The organism is Gracilibacillus phocaeensis, assembly GCF_900626275.1.
In the GTDB taxonomy this organism is placed as follows: Bacteria; Bacillota; Bacilli; order Bacillales; family Amphibacillaceae; genus Gracilibacillus; species Gracilibacillus timonensis.
In genome coordinates this window covers 407,053-426,986 of the sequence record NZ_LR131144.1, presented here as the reverse complement: position 1 = coordinate 426,986, position 19,934 = coordinate 407,053, and the positions used below count along the sequence as shown (strand labels likewise).

The window sequence follows — 19,934 nt, the reverse complement described above, 5'->3', positions numbered from 1 at the left end:
GCGAGATTCATTCTTATGGACCCAAGAATGAGACTTTCTCTCCTCAGTCCGCGACATTCATTCTTATGGACAATATTTCACGATTCGACTGATTCTTTCCATTAAAACATAACAAAACTCCCAGATCACTGAGAGTTTTACGTTTTACACGTGTTCTAAAAAACGCTGCTTTACTTCGGCTAATACCTCATCACCTGGTCGATCCCAAAGTGACTGATTAATAATTTCTACTTCAATCGGGCCGTGGTAACCGGCTTGCTCAACAGCTTGACGCATGCGATTAATTTCGATGACACCGTCTCCCATCATTGCTCGCCCCTTGAACATATCTGGCATTGGCACTTTCCAATCGGAAACGTGGAAACCTAGAATTCTCCCCTTGGCGCGATCCATTTCTTGATATAACTGGGGATCCCACCAGACATGGTACACATCGACAATCACCCCTACCTCAGAAGGTTGATATCTTTCAGCAATATTCGATGCTTGATTCAACGTATTAATCACCGATCGATCGGCAGCAAACATAGGATGTAATGGCTCGATCGCAAGCTTTACCCCATAATCCTTTGCATAAGGTACTAAATGATCGATTCCTTCGGCCACCTGGAGGCGAGCAGTTGCGATATCGCGGCCTGCACTTGGGCCACATACTAAAACCAGGGTGTCTGTTCCCAATTCAGCGGCTTCTTCAATGGCACGTTTGTTATCATCCAATCGCTCTCCTCTTTCCTTAGCGGTGGCAGCGGGGAACATCCCGCCACGACAGATGCTGGAGACTGACAAACCGGCATCCTGAATCAGTTTTTTTGCCTGCTTTAAACCTATCTCTTCTATTTTATGTCGCCATACCGATATCCACGGTATCTCATGTCTTAAGCAACCATCAACGGCTTGCTCCAGATTCCATTGATCGGTCGTAATTTGATTCAAGCTTAGACGATCGGATAAGGATCTATCTACCGTCATCTCATCCCCTCCTGTTTGATACCTGATAAAGCAAGCACTTGTTGCATACGTGTTGTCGCCAGCTCAGGATTTCTTAACAAACCTGCTTGATCAGCCATCACAAATAAATCAGATAAATGGGTAATCGAACGGGCACTTTCTTTTGCACCGATCATCCGAAAATGGTCTTGATGACCGTTTAGATAGGCCATAAAGACGACGCCTGTTTTGTAAGAAAAAGTAGGTACTTGGAAAATATGGCGTGATAATGGCACGGTCTTCTCTAATAATTGATCATATGTTGCCTCATCCCCTTGATCTAAGGCATGCAAGGCGGCAGAGGCAGCTGGCGCAATCGCATCAAAGATTCCTAGTAAGGCATGACTGTATCCTTGTTCATCGCCTTTGATTAAATCCGGATAATTAAAGTCATCTCCAGTATACATACGCACACTGTCAGGCAGCATACGGCGCATGTCGATTTCTTTTTGATCGTCCAGCAATGAAATCTTTATACCATCAATCTTATCTTCATTATCACGAATAATCTGCAGACATACTTCCATGGCTTGATCCAGATCCGTGAAGCCCCAGTAACCTTTTAAAGCAGGGTCAAACATATCCCCAAGCCAGTGGAGAATAACAGGCTGGGAAACACTACTTAAAATCTTATTATACACACGTTGATAATCTTCAGGTCCTTGAGCACAAGCAGCCAATGCACGGCTTGCCATCAGAATGATCCGGCCGCCTTCCCCTTCAACAAATGCCGCTTGCTCTTCATACGCCTGCTCGACATCTGCTAAGGTTACATCAGCAGAAGGTGCTAAATGATCCGTACCTACTCCACTAGCAACTTGACCGCCAACTGTTTTCGCTTCTTGAATCGAGCGCGAGATAAGCTGTTTAGCCCCTTCCCAATTCAATCCCATTCCACGTTGCGCCGTATCCATTGCCTCGGCAACCGATAGACCTAGCGACCATAAATAGTGACGATACTCCATTGTTTTGTCCCAATCAATGGCGACCTCTAATGTTGGATCCACATTGGCAAGTGGATCAGCTACCACATGTGCAGCCGAATAAGCGATACGGCTGGAAAAAGGTCGATTTTCAGGTATATGGAATGAGGTTGCCGCACTTGGCTGATAGCTATACAATTTCCCTTCTTGACTTGGTAAAAGTAATTTAGTCAAACCGCATACCTCCTACAATTTTATCTCCGGTACATCAATCCAGCGACGCTCTTCCCATGATTGCAAACCAAGGTCAGATAGTTGTGTTCCTTTCGCCCCTTCTAATAAATCCCACGGGAATGGCTCATCGGCATGGACATGTTTTAGGAATAATTCCCACTGTACTTTAAATCCGTTATCGAACACATCGTTAGCTGGTACTTCCTGCCATTGTGCTTGGAAGTCAAAAGGATTGTCAATATCAGGATTCCAAGTTGGCTTCGGCGTATGAACACGGTGCTGTGCCTTACAATCTCTTAAACCGGCAACGGCACTTCCCTCCGTACCATCGACTTGAATCGTCAATAAATCATCGCGATTGACCCTTACAGCCCAGGATGAGTTAGCTTGTACAATCACACCGTTATCTAATTCAAAAGTGCCGTAAGCCGCATCATCCGCTGTTGCTTGATAAGGCTCGCCATGTTCATCGATACGCTCGGGAATATGGGTGGCACCAATACAAGAAACAGCCTTCACATTACCGAATAAATTGTCAATCACATAACGCCAATGGGCAAACATGTCGACAATAATTCCACCGCCATCTTCTTTACGATAATTCCATGAAGGTCGTTGCGCCTCTTGCCAATCACCTTCAAATACCCAATAGCCAAATTCCATGCGGACAGCTAACATCTCCCCGAAAAAGCCTGAGTCAATCAATCGCTTCAACTTAAGTAATCCTGGTAAAAACAACTTATCCTGGACAACTCCGTTTTTCACTCCTGCCTCTCTTGCCAATCTTGCCAATTCAATGGAACCTTCTAAATTAGTTGCAGTAGGCTTCTCACAATAGATATGCTTGCCAGCAGCAATTGCCTGTTTGATTGCCTCTGCCCTGCGTACGGTGGTCTGTGAATCAAAATAAATTTCGTTATATTCATCTGCTAAGGCAGCCTCTAGGTCTGTTGTATAGCGCTCTACTCCATGCTCCTCTGCTAACGCTTTCAATTTCTTCTCGTTTCTCCCTACCAGAATGGGATCTGGCATTAAGGTATCTTCGTTTTGTAACAAGACCCCTCCCTGCTCTCTAATCGCTTTAAGGGAACGAATGAGATGTTGATTGGTCCCCATTCGGCCGGTTACCCCATTCATAATGATTCCTATTTTATGCTGTGCCATCTGCTTTCTCCTCTCTTTTCTTTAGATATTTCTATTCTAAGGCATTGAAAAAAAATTGTCTTATTAATCTAAGAATAAAATTCTCAATTTCGGAATTTGAATACTGTTTCTTTTTATCAAGATACTCCCGTTTGATTGATTCGATATTTATGAGGTGACAGCGACGTATGATGTTTGAATGTGCGATAAAAAGTGGATAACGATTCAAACCCGACTTCAAAACAAATAACGGCGATTTCTTTATCTGTTTCCATGAGCATTTTTTTTGATAGCTGAATACGTATCTCGGTTAAGTATTGCATAGGCGTCATATGAAACGTCTCTTTGAATATGGTGTTCATATGCCGTGTACTAATCGCTAATTTGGCAGCCAGATTCTCCGCGTGTAAGGCTTTATAATAGTGTGTATCGATATATTCCCTTAATCTTTCCGCACGCAGAGAATTCGCATCAAAGTTTTCTTGATGTTGTTCGCTTCGGGAAATCAATAGCAGTAACTGCGACAAATAAATATGTAACGCCGATTCTTGATAGAGAGTTGCATGGGCTTGCTCATATAACATGGTACGTAACAATGGGCGCACCTCACTGCTAATAAATGGGTTTAACCCGATCAACTTCGACTCAGACAACGAGTGTTCAAATAGCTTTTCGGTACTAACGTTGATGGCTCGGTGATCCAAGGCCAATACCAAAACCGTCAATTTGTGATCGGCTATAATCGCATGATGTGTGAATGGGGTAATAAAGGTTAGATGATCCTGTTTTAATTGGTAGACCTCGCCATCCAACATGATCTTACCGCTTCCTTCCAGTGTATAGATCAGTTGATAGATATCATGATGGTGTTCATCAATTCGATTTCCTGCATGGTGTTTGCTTTCGTACAGCTGTACACCAAAGGGATCTAAGTTAATAGGTTTAAGCATCGGTGAACCATCCCTCTCTTTTTTTCATATCGTTAAGCGGCTGCGCTTTTTACAGTAATAGGAAAATGCATACTAGTATTCTTATAAACCAGATAAATAGATTTATTTTGCTATAGTCATATTATATGATATAGTTTTTCTAAAAAGCAAAAGGGAGGACAAATGAATGACTAATCAACAAATATCGATCGTGCTTGTAGGCATGGGTGGCTATGGACAAATTTACTTGGAGCGAATTTTTTCCGGACATTATGAAAACGTATACGTTACAGGTCTTGTAGATATAGCCCCTGAGCGATCTCGTTTTTATCAAGAGGTTATGAATCAAGAAATACCTATTTATCACACACTAGAAGATTTTTACCAAGAACAAACGGCTGATTTGGCCATTATTGCGTCACCGATTCATTTACATAAAAGTCAAGCATGTTTAGCGATGGAACAAGGAAGCCATGTCCTGTGTGAAAAACCAGCAACAGGCAACCCTCAACAATTGCAAGAGATGATCCAGACAAGAGATCGTACAGGAAAAAAACTGGCGATTGGCTTTAATTGGTCATTTACCAACACGATACAGCAATTAAAACACGACATTCTAAAAGGGACGTTCGGGCGTGCGATCAGCATGAAAAGCCTAGTATTATGGCCTCGCAACGCGGACTATTTTAATCGTTCCAGCTGGGCAGGTAAACAATATAGCTCTGATGGGGACTGGATTTTTGATAGTGTAGCGAACAATGCCACGGCACACTTCCTGCACCACTTATTCTATTTAGCTGGTGACACGATGGAAACAAGTGCCTCCATCAAAGAACTGACATGCGAGCTTTATCGTGCCAATCCAATTGAGACCTTTGACACGTGCGCTGTAGAAATACAAACAACCAATCACGTAAATATCCTTTATCTTGCTTCCCATGCCGTAGCCAACGAGCATCGACCGAGATACAAGCTTGTATTTGAAAAGGCAGTGATACACTATGAACCTGTTGAAGAAGATGATCAAATCGTTGTTCAGTGGAAAGATGGCACGGAAACAACCTATGAGGATCCAGAAAAAGACCATTTGGCCAAGCTGGACGTGATGTTAAGTGCAATGAAAAATGATGATGATTCGATATTATGTGGACCTGAAGCTGCAAGCACTCACGTGGAGGCCATTTATGCCATGCACCAGTCCGTACCGAATGTACCAAGCTTTCCGGATCATTTGATTCATTATCACCCCTCCAATAAGTTAACAACCGTTGATGGTCTGGAAGGGTTGTGGAAGAACTGTTATTTACAATTCTGCTTACCGCATGAACTCGATGTGCCTTGGAGTTCAGCGGGGGAAACAGTCACCTTTTAAATGAAAAAACACAAAGGAATCAGGCCTCCCTGATTCCTTCACATTTCAGCTATTTCTAATTTACGCAGACTTTGGCGGACCTCCGCCAGTGATTTCCCCATATTCGCCTCCACCGCGGCAATATATGCTCCTTCTACAAGCGCGACGTGTTCAGCGATCTGGACATTTTCTACTTCCGTAAACTCGATCGCCATTTCGGCATTCATCTTCGCACTGCCTAAATCATAAAGCAATAACACGCCTTGCCCTTGATCCACCTGCTCGATGGCCTGTTGAATTTTTTCCATACTTGTGCCTATCTCTTCTTCATCTGTACCTGCCGCTACTGCAATGGGTACCTCTGTGATTACTTGCTGAACAAGATCAAATACACCTTGCCCAATCTGCGCACTATGGGAAATCAAGACTATCCCTACTTTGTCTGCCACCTTTATCCCTCCAAATCTAGTACGGCAACTAACGCCTCAAAAATATAAAAAGAAGACATGGAGCCCGGATCAATATGACCTTTAGAGCGTTCCTTCAAATAAGAAGCTCTACCGCGTTTGGCGACCATTTCACGGGTATCTTCAATCATAGCCTGACATACTTCCAGCATATCTCTCCATGTCTCATAAGGCTCCGAATGGAGAAAAGAGGCAACCTGAAACCAGACGTCATACATCGTCTTGTCTCCAAATTCTGCTTTCCCTCTCGATTGAATACCTTCTGTAGCAGCGTCCATGGCCTCGATAAATGCCTTGTCTGTCACATCCTTGCCCTGCAATGACATAGCCATTTGAAGAAAAGCCGTACCATATAGCGGTCCTGATGCTCCTCCTACCTTCGCCGTTAATGTCATGGCAGCTGATTTCAAAACATCTGCTACATTCTCATAATCGGTGTCTTCCGTTTTATGCACTACCTCTTGGAAACCTCTCACCATATTCGTCCCGTGATCCCCGTCTCCGATGGCCTGATCCAAGGACGTTAGTTGCTCCTTATGCTCATCCATTCTTTGATGGATTTCTACCATCCATTGCTTGGTTTGGTCTACGTTTAATATGATCATCAAAGCTCTCCTTTATGATTTAATCAAATGCTTTTGCCGCTGTGGGAGCAGCCAATGCGTTCTTTAACTCCTCATCTACCTGCAATAATGTAATGGAGAAGCCTGCCATTTCTAAGGATGTCATGTATTCCCCTACCCAAGCAGCATGGATTCTAATACCCTTATCTTCTAATATCTTTTCCACCTGACGATAGACAATAAACAATTCCATTTCAGGAGTTGCTCCCATTCCATTAACCATTATAGCTACTTCTTGACCAATATAATCTTTATCTGCCAATATTTTTTCCAATAATGTCTCTGCAATCTTGTCGGCCGGCTGCAATTCGACACGCTCAATGCCTGGTTCTCCATGAATGCCAATGCCTATTTCCATCTCATCATCTGCTAAAGTGAAACTAGGATTACCAGAAGCTGGTACGGTACAGGGTGTTAACGCCACTCCCATCGAACGAACATGGTCAACGACCTTCTCGGCTGCTGCCTTTACGTCTGCTAGACTAGCACCAGAATCGGCAATTGCCCCAGCTACTTTATGGACAAAAACAGTACCAGCAACTCCACGACGTCCAGTTGTTGACGTGCTATCTTCTACAGCTACGTCATCATTCACAATCACCTTTTCTACTTGTATTCCTTCTGCCTCGGCAAGCTCTGCTGCCATTTCAAAATTCATCACATCACCGGTATAATTCTTGATGATTAATAATACACCAGCTCCGCTATCTACCGCTTTTATCCCCTCTAACACTTGATCGGGAGTTGGTGATGTAAATACCTCTCCAACCACAGCTGCGTCAAGCATCCCTTTTCCAACATAGCCTGCATGGGCCGGTTCATGCCCGCTACCGCCTCCACTGACTAATCCTACCTTGTCTGTAATTGGAGCGTCTTGATTCACGATCACTGTCGTACCAGAAATTCTTCTTAGATTCTGGTGTTGCGCTTTCACCAAACCATCCACCATTTCTTCCACGACTTGTTCTGGATTGTTAACCACCTTTTTCATGCTTATCACCTCTTCTTTACTATTTTAGCATATCTAGCCATTTATCATAGTAAATCATCTTCTATATAAGTTGAACTTATAAATGTAACCAAAACGTGTGACAAGCAAGTCTTGGATCGCCATATTTAATGATGAGAAATGATTTCATTCAACTTATATAGTTTGTTTGTAGATTGCTCTTGTTATTGGTGATCTTACGGACTGAGGAGCGTAAATCGCGTTCCTGGGTCCATAAGATCGAATCTTACGGACTGGAGAAAACAAATCCCGTTCCTGGATCCATAAGAATCAATCTCGCGGTCTGGAGAAGACAAATCCCACTCCTCAGTCCATAAAAACCTAAGAAATATCGTCATATTCATCATCTCGTATTTACACCCTTAGAAAGCCGTGGGATGGTTCTCACGACTTTGTAGGATGAATAGCTTCATATAAAAGTTGTTCTAATTCTTGGCGGTGCGCTTCCGTTTGCGCCTGTGTCCAATTTAACACCTGTTTCATTTCTTCTATAACAGCCTCTTTATGCTGCTGAACCCAATTGATATGAAAGAACAGCGCACCGGTACGACGCACGAAAAAATCAGTCGGTGTACAAACGGCTTCATGCTCGATACCATAATGCAGCATAGCTTTGACGATGGGATCTTTCGCCTGATTCTCCAATGCCTTACTGTAATAATCATAAACGAGAGGAACATTGGAGCCATAACGTTGCACTATTTCTCCAGCTTCTTCCGTTAACAAGCCTAGCTCTAAACCGTTTTGAATCTGCTCCGTCTTATAGGCAATAAATCCTTTTGAACCATCCACATCACCACCAGAAATTGGTACATACTTTGTATCAGTTGGATAGAACACCTTGCGTTCTGCCTGAATCATTTTATCCCGAACTACATTAATCGTATCTTCGGCCATTTTTCGATAGCCTGTTAATTTTCCACCAGCGATGGAAATAAGTCCAGACTCCGATTCAAAAATCTCATCTTTTCGTGATATCTCTGATGGATCCTTGCCTTCTTCATGAATTAAAGGCCGCAGTCCTGCCCAGCTGGATTCTACATCTTCAGCATTTATCTCCAGGCTAGGGAACATATAATCAATTGCCTTCAATACATAATCTCGATCCGCTTCGGTCATTGTCGGATGGGCAATATCTCCTTCATACGTAGTATCCGTTGTTCCGACATAAGCCTTCCCTTCCCTAGGAATGGCAAATATCATACGTCCATCCGGCGCATCAAAATAGATCGCTTGTTGCAACGGGAAGCGTGTTTGATCAAAAACAAGGTGAATACCTTTCGTTAAATGCAGCGTTTTCCCTTGTTTGGATTGATCCTTTTCTCTAATTGTATCTACCCAAGGTCCTGCTGCATTAACGATATATTTTGCTGAGAGTTCGTGTATCTCTTTTGTCAATTGATCTTCTACTTCTACCCCTGTTACCTGACCTTCCTGATAGTTCAGCTGGGTAACCTTCGCGTAGTTAAGAGCCAATGCCCCTTTTTCCACAGCCTTCTTCATTACCTCCAAGGTCAATCTGGCGTCATCGGTACGATACTCGACATAATATCCTGCCCCTTTTAATGCCTCTTTTTTTAATAATGGCTCACGGATTAATGCTTCCTCTCTCGAAAGCATTTGACGACGCTCATCCTTCTTCACACCTGCCAAAAAGTCATAAACCCTCAACCCAACATTAGTTGATAGCGGTCCAAACGTTCCACCTTGATAAAATGGCAGCATCATCCATTCTGGTATCGTCACATGTGGGCCATTCTCATAAACAATCGCTCTTTCCTTCCCTACTTCTGCTACCATCTTTACCTCAAACTGTTTGAGGTAACGTAAGCCACCGTGTACCAGCTTGGTAGACCTGCTGGAGGTACCTGCGGCGAAGTCTTGCATTTCTACAACCGCCACTTTCAAACCTCGAAGCACGGCGTCCAAAGCGATGCCTGCTCCGGTAATTCCACCGCCGATTACGATCAGATCTAATGGCTGTTGTTTCATTTCCTGGTATAAATATTCCCGATTTTTGCTAGAAAAATTCATCATGATTCGCCCCTTTATTTTCTTCTGATTCATCACAGCTCTAAACACTCTGATAAGTCTCGCTTTATTTAAATACTCTGGTAGCTTCCACCGCTTTCTGCCAGCCATCATTTAAGGCCTGACGTTGTTCTTCGTTCATTTCATTGGTAAACTCTTTATCAATCTGCCATTGCTCACTTATTTTATCTCTACTATCCCAATAACCTACCGCTAAACCAGCTAGATAGGCTGCCCCTAAGGCCGTTGTTTCAATTACTTCTGGACGCTGTACCGGAACAGCTAACAGATCGCTTTGAAACTGCATGAGAAAGTCATTGGCAACCGCACCGCCATCTACTCGTAGCGATTTTACCTCCATGCCCGAATCCTCAATCATAGCTCCTAATACATCATTGGTCTGAAAGGCGATGGATTCTAATGTCGCACGGATAAAATGTTCTTTGGTTGTACCACGAGTAAGGCCAAATACCGCTCCTCTGGCATCGCTATCCCAGTGTGGGGTTCCCAAACCAACAAATGCTGGTACTAAGTATACGCCTTCCGCGGATTCTACTCTAGCAGCATATTTTTCAGAGTCTTTGGCATCTTTAAACATACGTAGTCCGTCGCGCAGCCATTGAATCGCAGAACCAGCCACAAAAATACTGCCTTCCAGGGCATATTCCACTTTACCATCCACGCCACAAGCAAGCGTCGTCAACAGGCCATGATCAGACCGTACTGGCTCCTCTCCCGTATGCATCAGCATAAAACAACCTGTGCCGTAAGTATTTTTTACCATTCCTTTCTCAAAACATGCCTGACCGAACAAGGCAGCTTGCTGGTCACCTGCTGCACCCGCAATTGGCACATTATAACCAAAGAAATGATAACCCTTCGTTTCTCCATATACTTCGGAAGAGGCCTTCACTTCTGGCAGCATGCTCTTCGGCACACCAAGAATATCCAGTAATTCGTCATCCCATTTTAATTCATAAATATTATACATCAGCGTTCTAGAGGCATTAGAATAGTCGGTTACGTGTGCCTCTCCATTGGTAAACTTATAAATCAGCCATGTATCAATCGTACCAAACAATAATTTACCCTGATCTGCCTTCTCTCTTGCCCCTTCTACATTGTCCAAGATCCATTTAACCTTCGTACCAGAAAAATAGGCATCAACCAATAAGCCCGTTTTGCTGCGGAAAGTATCTTGATAGCCAGCTTCTCGTAATTCACGACAAATATCTTCTGTCTGACGTGATTGCCAAACAATCGCTTTATATATCGGCTTACCTGTCTCTTTATCCCAAACCACGGCCGTTTCACGCTGATTAGTAATACCGATCGCCTCGATTTGGTTTGCCTCTATATCTGCCTTCCGCAGTACATCAGTAATACAAGCCAGTACCGATGTCCAGATTTCATTGGCATCGTGTTCTACCCAGCCCGACTTTTGAAAAAATTGTTCGAACTCGCGCTGACTTGTTTCGACAATTTCACCTTTTTTGTTAAAAATGATTGCCCTTGAACTTGTTGTCCCTTGATCAATTGATAAAATATACGTCTCCATGTTGAAGCCTCCCTATCCCTGTTTATTTTAAAACCACCTATTGATTGGTGGATGATGAAACCTAGTTCGAATGATTCTCTTTCTTTAATTCCATAAATAAAGCTACCCCTAGTATTATGGCTACCACAATAGACATTATCCAAAACCATAGTGTCCTATTTCCAGTAAACATCGCATGATAAAACATCGCGCCATAAATGCCCCCAATGCTTGGACCAATTACGGGAATCGCAGCGTAACTCCAATTGGAATCGCCTTTTCCACTGATCGGTAATAGAGCATGGGCAATCCTTGGTCCTAAATCTCTAGCTGGATTAATCGCATAACCAGTTGTTCCCCCTAGCGACATCCCAATCGCCACAATTAATAAACCAGCAATCGCAGGGTTTAAACCTTCTGTAAATTCATTGGCCCCTATAAATAATAATCCCATAACCAATACAAAGGTTCCAATTATTTCACTGACTAGATTGGATGGCAGGCTTTTAATCGCCGGATCTGTGGCAAATACCGACAATTTGGCTGCTTTATCTTCGGTTTCCTTCCAATGAGGTAAATATTGAAAAAAGACAATCACCGCTCCGATAATCGCACCGATCAGCTGAGCAGCAATATACATAGGCACTTTTGACCATGGGAATTCACCAATAGAAGCAAATCCTAGCGTCACCGCTGGATTAATATGTGCCCCTGATACATTGCCAACTGCATAAATTCCCATTGTTACAGCCAATCCCCAGCCTAAGGTAATCAATACCCAGCCAGCTCCTTCTGCTTTCGATTTTTTTAAGACGACTCCTCCTATCACACCCCCACCAAAAATAATCAGAATCATCGTTCCAATTAATTCAGCTAAAAATTCAGACATATTGTCCACCCCTTATACCAATATACAAATTTAACAAGAGACGGATGCACCCCTTGCGCCTGAACAAAAAAGCCCACACAAACTACATCGCACTAATTCCTAGGAAAGCACGATATAGTTTGTGTGGACTCCTTGTCTCCGACACATCAATTAACTTGTTATTGTACAAGATACTATATGATAAAAACGCTGTCAACCAACAATCACCATAAAGCTGCTTTGGAGGTCGTAATAGCAACCGCTCCATGACTCAGTGCCGCTTGAACTTCTTCGTTGGTTTTAATTAATCCTCCTGCAATAACAGGGACATCTATTTGGTTGGCGATATCACTAACGATAGAGGGAATAATCCCCGGCAACACCTCAATATAATCAGGTTTAGCCTTGTGAATTAATTCCAGATTTTTTTCGATGGCGGAACTATCAATAGCAAATAACCGCTGAATGGCATATATTTGGTATTGCTTCGCCAAGGCAATCACACTGGCTCTCGTTGAAATAATACCATCGATGTTTATATGATGAATCAGGTACTCCATACCATATTGATCCACTTTTAACCCATTAATCATATCAGCATGGACGAAAACCAACTTATCATGTTGTTTGGCAAGCTGTACAATCTTTGACAGCTGATCAATCCGTGTTTCTAACACGATTAACAACGGATGTTCGCTTTTTATCACCTTCTCAAAGTCCTTCATCTTCCTTACGGCTGGTAGTACACCTCTTAATTCCATCTCTCCACGTCCCTTTCTCTAGTAACCCCCCTCCTATATTTACCATGCGCTACTGATTATTGCAAAATATAACTTTCATAAGAAGACAGCTATCTTAGAGACAAGACTGTATACAGACATAGTTGAGGTTAAGAAATCATAAATGAGTGGGACTTGTTCCATTGATTGAGACACCCTCTCTAAATAAACAAAAGAGTGCGTAATCCCTGCCATGAGAAGGATTTTCGGAATAGTAGATTAGTATGAAAATTGAAAAAATTATTCATTTGTGCAATTTCATGTTATGATAGAACGTGTGCTTATTTCATGTCGTATTTTGTATGAGTGCCAAAAAGGCAAAAAGTAACATTCATTCAAGGTCATCCTCTATCAATTCCAGCCACATATTTGGACAGGTGTGATAGGTAATGAACTCACCCTCCAACATAGCTTATCGAAAAACAAATCCGAAAATTTCGAAGGGAAGTGAAGCAATATGACAACGACAGAACAGAAATCCACCATCACCTTATGGCAAGATGTAGATTTCTTAACACAAATTTTAGATAAAGTCTTGCACAGTGTGGGTGGTGATACTTTATTAAATACTGTAAAAGAAATTCGTCTGCTTTCACGGGAATCAAGAGAAGAAGAAGGGGCAGACAATCAGGAGCTCATTAAACAGAAAATCAGTGAACTAGAGCCTGGTTTACGACAAAGTGTTATCCACGCCTTCTCCATTCATCTGCACCTAATGAATATAGCAGAGCAAAATTTTCGTACAAGAAGACGTCGTGAATACCAAGCACAAGACGAAACAGTAGTTCAACCTGGATCATTAGAGGCAGGAGTTAATACATTAATCGATAACGATGTTTCACCAGATCAAATTACTGAATTACTGGGCAAATTATCGTTAGAATTGATTATGACCGCCCACCCTACCGAGGCAACGAGAAGAACCATTCTGCAACTTCATAAACGGATTGCTCGACTATTAACACAATGGGACTATTCTTATACAAGATACGATAAAAAAATGATAAAAGAACGAATCGCCAATGAAATAACCATTTTGTGGCAAACTCAAGAAATTAGACAGAATAAACCTTCTGTAATGAAAGAAGTTTCTAATGGTTTATACTTCTTTGATCGTGTATTATTTGATGTTTTACCAAAGATACATGACGACTTGGAAGATTTACTATATGAAAAATATCAGCAACGTTGGAAAATTCCTTCATTTTTGCGTTTTGGTTCTTGGATTGGCGGCGACCGTGATGGCAACCCAAATGTCAAAGCAACGACCACCTTTGATACATTAAAAAAACATCGTGAGTTGGTTTTAAGCAAATATGAAAAGGCCATTGATACGTTAAAAAACAGACTTAGTCATTCCAGTTCTGAAATTACGGTAAGTGAAGCATTATTAAATTCGATTGAAAAAGATCGTCGCGAACTAGGCTTCAACGGCTGGTATAAAGAAGATGAAGTCTATCGAGTGAAATTATCACTTATGCAGAAAAAACTTCAATATACGGAACAAGATGATCGTAAGGGTTACGCCAATTCAGAAGAGCTATTAGCCGATTTACAATTAATCCAGGAAAGCATGAAACTCCATCATCCCGTTGATAATCCTATCAAACTATTACGTAAGGTGATTCGACAGGTGGATTTATTCGGCTTCCATTTGGCTTCACTTGATGTTCGTAATCATAGCGGTGAGCATGAATCAGCGCTCTCTGAAATTTTCAAGAAAGTAAATATTACATCCGACTATCCGTCATTGAGTGAAGAAGAAAAAGTGGACACGTTAGTCTCTGTTTTAGAGAACCCTCGTCCAATGATTTCGATTTATGATGAGTTTACTGCGGACACCTCGGAGGTAATCGATACATTCCGCATGATTAAAAGGGCGCAAGATACCTTTGGTCTGCGAGCAATTGAGGTATACTTAATCAGTATGACTGACAATGTCAGTGATTTACTAGAGGTGCTAGTATTAGCGAAAGAAGCCGGTCTATATCGCGTGTATCCAAATGGCCATGTTACCAGCCGAATCCATGTCGCTCCTTTGTTAGAAACAATTGACGACTTGAAAAACGGACCTGAAATGATCAAAAAATTGTTTGATATTCCACTATATCGTAAACATCTAGAAGCTCGTGGTGATCTACAGGAAATCATGCTTGGCTATTCTGACAGCAGTAAAGACGGTGGAAACATTACTGCTAACTGGGAGCTATTCCAAGCACAGCAAGAAATCCATGATATCGCAGCAAGCTACCATGTGAAATTGAAGTACTTCCATGGCCGAGGCGGTTCACTAGGACGTGGTGGTGGTCCATTATATTCTAGTTTATTATCACAGCCTGCTGTCACTCTAGGGGACGGTGTGAAAATTACCGAACAAGGGGAAGTCTTATCATCACGTTATCTATTAGAAGACATTGCCTATCGAAGCTTAGAACAGGCAACAGCTACTTTACTCACTGGTATTATGGGGCTGAATGAAGATCATTCGACCATGCAGCCATCTTCTGAAGAAGTAACGGCGATGAATCTTATTTCTGACTATGCCTTAAAGAAATATCAAGCATTGGTATTTGAAGATCCAGGGTTTATCCAGTACTTCAACCAAGCAACACCGCTACATGAGTTAGGAGACCTAAACATCGGTTCAAGACCTATGAAACGTAAAGGCAGTGATCGTTTCGAAGACCTTCGTGCCATTCCATGGGTATTTGCATGGACACAGAGTCGCCAGTTACTTCCTGCTTGGTATGCGACTGGAACAGGACTGAAGCAATACCTTGACGAAACCAACAACTTAGAGTTACTACAGGAAATGTATAAGCACTGGCCTTTTTTCCATGCAACGATCAACAATCTGCAAATGGCTCTAACCAAAGCAGATATTCAAACAGCGCAAGAGTATGCCAATATGATGAAAGATAAAGAGATTAGTTCGCGTATTTTTGGAGCTATCAAAGAAGAGTACCAAGTGACAAAAGATATTGTCCTTAAAATAACAAATCAAGAAGAACTATTGGATAACCGCCAGAATATTAAAGATTCGGTGCGTGCTCGTAATCCATTAATTGATCCGTTAAACTTCATGCAAGTACAGCTCGTGTCTAAATTGCGAGATATCGATGAAGACAGCGAGAAATATCAAGAATTATTATCGGAGGCATTATTGACCATCAATGGTGTTGCCGCTGGACTTCGTAACACAGGTTGATATTTCATCCTTTTCCCCTCCTTAACTGGGGAAAAGGTTTTTTTTATAAGAAAAACGCGTGACAAGCAAGTCTTTGCTCGCATATCGGTAGTCAACATTTTCTTTTGATTATATAAGTGCGTGTTCAAAAATGCCGATAAAAAGGACCTCGTTGGCTAAAACCTCAGGCGTCCTGGGACTGCGATTACTCGCCCCACCGAACCCATTTGTTGCAACGCCGACACTAGTACGTCCTGTACGTCGAAAGTTCAAGGCGGTGCAGCCTCCCGGTACCGGAACGTATGCTTTTCATACGTGAGGAACGGACTCACGCAGGATGTGTTGATTTCTACGTTGCCCACAGGACGTGGGCGACCTTAGTAGAAGATCCTATATTGCCAACGCAGAAATTCGCTGCGTCATTTTTGTTGGTCTTTTTGAACATCCTCTATAAGTTGAATGAAATAATTTCTGATAGATGCTCTTGATCCATTTACGCAGTATGATGAGATAACCAGGGAATAAAGGCGGGATTTTTTGATTTTCCCAATATAGTAGTTGGTTCTTGTATTTCATCGAATATTATGAACATTTTTTATCTAATTTGTGTCCAAAATTCGAATTAATTGTTACAAAAAAATGAACGAGTGTGTTATAATACAACTGTAAACACTTACAAAGACTACTTAATGAGGTGATAATCAATGGATATTCTTTTGATTTTCTTGTTTATATTTAGCTTTACACCTTTTTTATTATGGGCTGATAAATGGAAAAAGACGGCAATAGGGCAAATACCGTTTGTAATTGGAGCTTGGTTTACGTTTATTAAATATATTACGGTTGGAATCGGATCAGGTGAAATGTATCTATGGGGGCTGTTTTTCGCGAACCTTATCTATGGTCATATCGCCTTCACCATCATTCTATTGGAACTTCGAAAATCCAAAAACATCCGTCGAACCCTTATTGGCGAAAATTAATGCTTCCTGCTAAAAAACGCACTTATTTAAGTGCGTTTTTTTATGGACCAGGCGCGCATCCATCGATCACTAAAGATCTGTTAAGTCTTAGACTAATCGAATCATGTAGAAACATACTTCACTTGTTCGAAAACGATAACTTTACTATAATCAAGTTATCAATTACATACTGGAGGAAATAAAAGATGAAAGTCGTTGTTGCACCCGATTCATTTAAGGGCAGTCTATCTGCCGCAGGAGTGGCCGAAAATATACAAATGGCCATAGAGGAAATTTCCGACTCTCACGTTATCACCAAACCAATGGCGGACGGCGGTGAGGGTACAATTGAGGCTATTTTATCTGCTAAACAGGCAAGACGTATGAAATTAATGACAGCTGGTCCATTAGGAGAAGTAATCGAGACGAGTTATGCAATTATCGATAAGCAGACCGCTGTGATTGAAACGGCTATGCATGCTGGACTTTATCAGGTCCCTGAACACAAAAGAAATCCTGACTGGACAACTTCATTTGGCATTGGGCAGGCGATTTCCGCAGCCCTTGATCAAGGTTGTACACAGTTTATCGTTGGACTAGGGGGCAGTGCCACTAATGATGGAGGTTTAGGCATGCTGCAGGCGTTAGGTTTAAAAGCATTTGATACTGCCGGCAATGTTTTAGATAAGTATGGGCAGGACCTGCTGGAAATGGACCGTCTTGATACATCTGGCATTGATAAACGTGTCTTTCAAGCCGATTTTCAGATTGCATGTGATGTAGACAATCCATTATGCGGTCAGCACGGAGCTAGTTTGATTTACGGACCGCAAAAAGGCGCTACCCCTGAACAAATCAAACAGTATGATCAGGCCCTAAATCGCTTTGCATCGTTGTTAGAAGAACAGCTTCATGGTCATTGGAGAGATACTGCCGGTGCTGGCGCAGCTGGGGGATTAGGTTTTGCCTTTCTTACCTTAAATGGTCACTTGTCCTCTGGTGCTAAATTAATTGCAGAAGCAATCGATTTGGAGCAGCATATCAAGGAAGCAGACTTTATTATTACAGGTGAAGGGCAAAGTGATGAACAAACCTTATATGGTAAAGCTCCTGGATATGTGGCAGAACTAGCCAATCAATATCAAAAACCGGTAATTCTATTATCTGGTGCCATTGTTCCATCTGAAAAATTGCGACAGCACTTTTATGGTTGTTTTTCCATTGTCAACCGACCTCTTTCATTAGAAGAATGCATGTCACAAACAAGAGAATTATTGAGGGAACAGACCAAGCAAATTTTCACTTTCATTCAACACTTTTTTAAGCAAAGATAACTTGAGTCTTTCACCACTTTTTGCGATAATAAGAATAAAGTAAATTACTTGAAACATTTTCAATAACATATAGGAGGTCTTTTGCTTGCGTGATAGATATCAAAACACTAAATTAAAAGTACTTGCATTAAATTCAAACATACCCTTAGCCGAGGAAATCGTACAACATATTGGTATTGATTTGGGGAAAACTTCGGTGAAAAGATTTAGTGATGGAGAAATGCAAATCAATATTGAAGAAAGCATCCGAGGTTGTGATGTATTTGTTATCCAATCCACCTATCAACCAGTAGAAGATCATGTGATGGAGCTGTTGATTATGGTGGATGCTTTAAAAAGGGCTTCCGCTCGCTCTATCAACGTGGTTATCCCTTATTTTGGATACGCAAGGCAAGACCGCAAATCTCGTGCACGGGAACCTATTACGGCTAAGCTACTTGCCGATTTAATCGAGCAAGCTGGGGCAACGAAAATTATATCCGTTGATTTACACGCCCCTCAAGCACAAGGCTTTTTTGATATTCCTGTTGATCCGATTACAGCTATCCCGCTGATCGGCAGTTACTTAGAAACCAAACAATTGGAGGATGTTGTCGTCGTTGCTCCTGACCATAGCAGTGTATCACGCGCTCGCCAATTGGCAGACCGTCTTAAGGCCCCCATAGCGATTATTGACCGTCGTGGCCCTCGTGATCATGCCGCTAATATCGATGTAGTGGGAGAAGTAGAAGATAAGACGGCGATTATCATTGATGACATTATTGACACAGCCTATCGCATTACCACAAGTGCACAGGCATTAAAGAATAACGGGACAAAAGCAATTTATGCCTGTACGACGCATCCCGTACTTTCTGATGATGCAATTGGCAGAATAACGGATTCTGTATTAAAGGAATTAATTGTAACGAATACGATCCCTCTTTCTGAAGATAAGAAGATCGACCGCATTACCCAATTGACGGTTGCACCTGTTTTGGCTGAAGCTATTGTTCGCCTCTACGAACAGCAATCGATCAGTTCCTTGTATCGTACCATCTAGTGTAAAAAGACCGGGTCAATGCTCGGTCTTTTATTTATAAGCAAAGTATAATCCTTGGTATAATAGGACTTGAAATGTTTTTGATCTGGAACGAATCGCGATACCGATAAGATGGATGATGTTAAGTAACAAGTCCATCTATTCCGTGTAGTAAAGTTGAGTGTTTGTCTCTGCTAGATGGCGCTCCGAAAATAGGTTCCGCGTTCCGTGGGCTTGCGCTCAGCCTCGTCAGCCAAAACCGCTTCCTGCGGGGGCTTCACACTGCGCTTTCCCACAGGAGTCTCCACTTATTTTCTCCGCTGAGTAGTAGTACTACTACAATCGAATGGACTGCTTAGATGAAGGAATCGAGGCACTATCATCCTGCAAAATAAGCTAGCCACAACACCTTTTTAGAGAATGATTTGCTCGTTATTATTCTTATAGATAGAAGGATTATTTCGTAGCATGGATCTATCGCGATGCCGAAAAATCGGTGGACGGTTTGTTTCTTTTTGTTAACGTACTATCTATATACTTAGAAGCCTT

At 42.0% G+C, this 19,934-nt stretch carries 17 protein-coding genes; 5 read left to right on the top strand and 12 right to left on the bottom strand.

Annotation, left to right across the window (positions count from 1 at the left end):
- Positions 1–144: 144 nt before the first annotated feature.
- From E0E32_RS09745 to E0E32_RS09730, 4 genes are all read right to left on the bottom strand, one after another.
- Positions 145–969, bottom strand: a complete 825-nt coding sequence (locus tag E0E32_RS09745) for a sugar phosphate isomerase/epimerase family protein (protein ID WP_066192193.1) — start codon at positions 967–969, stop codon at positions 145–147.
- On the bottom strand, positions 966–2,144 hold the full coding sequence (locus tag E0E32_RS09740; protein ID WP_066192191.1) for a dihydrodipicolinate synthase family protein: 1,179 nt from the start codon (positions 2,142–2,144) through the stop codon (positions 966–968). The genes E0E32_RS09745 and E0E32_RS09740 overlap by 4 nt, the downstream gene beginning before the upstream one ends.
- A gap of 12 nt (positions 2,145–2,156) precedes the next feature.
- Positions 2,157–3,308 (bottom strand): Gfo/Idh/MocA family protein, encoded by a 1,152-nt coding sequence (locus E0E32_RS09735; RefSeq protein ID WP_066192189.1) that lies wholly within the window; start codon positions 3,306–3,308, stop codon positions 2,157–2,159.
- 116 nt (positions 3,309–3,424) lie between these two features.
- Positions 3,425–4,237, bottom strand: a complete 813-nt coding sequence (locus E0E32_RS09730) for a helix-turn-helix transcriptional regulator (protein WP_066192187.1) — start codon at positions 4,235–4,237, stop codon at positions 3,425–3,427.
- A 166-nt stretch (positions 4,238–4,403) separates the two neighbouring features.
- On the opposite strand from E0E32_RS09730, the gene E0E32_RS09725 reads away from it, so the two are divergent.
- Positions 4,404–5,588: a Gfo/Idh/MocA family protein gene (locus tag E0E32_RS09725; RefSeq protein ID WP_130859679.1), complete on the top strand. Its 1,185-nt coding sequence runs from the start codon at positions 4,404–4,406 to the stop codon at positions 5,586–5,588.
- A 38-nt stretch (positions 5,589–5,626) separates the two neighbouring features.
- Here the strand turns inward: E0E32_RS09725 and dhaM are convergent, their stop codons facing one another.
- The 7 genes from dhaM to E0E32_RS09690 all read right to left on the bottom strand — a co-directional run bounded on the left by dhaM (position 5,627) and on the right by E0E32_RS09690 (position 12,863).
- Positions 5,627–6,016: a dihydroxyacetone kinase phosphoryl donor subunit DhaM gene (dhaM, locus tag E0E32_RS09720; protein ID WP_066192184.1), complete on the bottom strand. Its 390-nt coding sequence runs from the start codon at positions 6,014–6,016 to the stop codon at positions 5,627–5,629.
- A gap of 2 nt (positions 6,017–6,018) precedes the next feature.
- Positions 6,019–6,639, bottom strand: a complete 621-nt coding sequence (gene dhaL, locus E0E32_RS09715; protein ID WP_066192182.1) for a dihydroxyacetone kinase subunit DhaL — start codon at positions 6,637–6,639, stop codon at positions 6,019–6,021.
- 19 nt (positions 6,640–6,658) lie between these two features.
- Positions 6,659–7,648, bottom strand: coding sequence for a dihydroxyacetone kinase subunit DhaK (dhaK, locus tag E0E32_RS09710; protein ID WP_130859678.1), 990 nt, complete (start codon positions 7,646–7,648; stop codon positions 6,659–6,661).
- 402 nt (positions 7,649–8,050) lie between these two features.
- On the bottom strand, positions 8,051–9,700 hold the full coding sequence (locus E0E32_RS09705; protein WP_130860178.1) for a glycerol-3-phosphate dehydrogenase/oxidase: 1,650 nt from the start codon (positions 9,698–9,700) through the stop codon (positions 8,051–8,053).
- A 64-nt stretch (positions 9,701–9,764) separates the two neighbouring features.
- The gene (glpK, locus tag E0E32_RS09700; protein WP_130859677.1) at positions 9,765–11,255 is read right to left on the bottom strand and encodes a glycerol kinase GlpK; all 1,491 of its coding nucleotides are present in this window, start codon (positions 11,253–11,255) and stop codon (positions 9,765–9,767) included.
- A 61-nt stretch (positions 11,256–11,316) separates the two neighbouring features.
- The gene (locus tag E0E32_RS09695; RefSeq protein ID WP_066192175.1) at positions 11,317–12,123 is read right to left on the bottom strand and encodes an MIP/aquaporin family protein; all 807 of its coding nucleotides are present in this window, start codon (positions 12,121–12,123) and stop codon (positions 11,317–11,319) included.
- A 203-nt stretch (positions 12,124–12,326) separates the two neighbouring features.
- Positions 12,327–12,863, bottom strand: a complete 537-nt coding sequence (locus E0E32_RS09690; protein WP_066192173.1) for a glycerol-3-phosphate responsive antiterminator — start codon at positions 12,861–12,863, stop codon at positions 12,327–12,329.
- Between the two features lie 475 nt (positions 12,864–13,338).
- On the opposite strand from E0E32_RS09690, the gene ppc reads away from it, so the two are divergent.
- Positions 13,339–16,089, top strand: coding sequence for a phosphoenolpyruvate carboxylase (gene ppc / locus E0E32_RS09685; RefSeq protein WP_066192171.1), 2,751 nt, complete (start codon positions 13,339–13,341; stop codon positions 16,087–16,089).
- A 108-nt stretch (positions 16,090–16,197) separates the two neighbouring features.
- Here ppc and E0E32_RS22185 read toward each other — a convergent pair whose 3' ends face one another.
- On the bottom strand, positions 16,198–16,341 hold the full coding sequence (locus tag E0E32_RS22185; RefSeq protein WP_165445007.1) for a hypothetical protein: 144 nt from the start codon (positions 16,339–16,341) through the stop codon (positions 16,198–16,200).
- A gap of 431 nt (positions 16,342–16,772) precedes the next feature.
- On the opposite strand from E0E32_RS22185, the gene E0E32_RS09680 reads away from it, so the two are divergent.
- The 3 genes from E0E32_RS09680 (at position 16,773) to E0E32_RS09670 (ending at position 19,406) form a co-directional block, all read left to right on the top strand.
- The gene (locus E0E32_RS09680) at positions 16,773–17,051 is read left to right on the top strand and encodes a spore morphogenesis/germination protein YwcE (protein ID WP_066192169.1); all 279 of its coding nucleotides are present in this window, start codon (positions 16,773–16,775) and stop codon (positions 17,049–17,051) included.
- A 185-nt stretch (positions 17,052–17,236) separates the two neighbouring features.
- On the top strand, positions 17,237–18,364 hold the full coding sequence (locus E0E32_RS09675; RefSeq protein ID WP_066192168.1) for a glycerate kinase: 1,128 nt from the start codon (positions 17,237–17,239) through the stop codon (positions 18,362–18,364).
- An 85-nt stretch (positions 18,365–18,449) separates the two neighbouring features.
- Positions 18,450–19,406, top strand: a complete 957-nt coding sequence (locus E0E32_RS09670) for a ribose-phosphate diphosphokinase (RefSeq protein ID WP_066192167.1) — start codon at positions 18,450–18,452, stop codon at positions 19,404–19,406.
- The last annotated feature ends 528 nt before the right edge of the window (positions 19,407–19,934 follow it).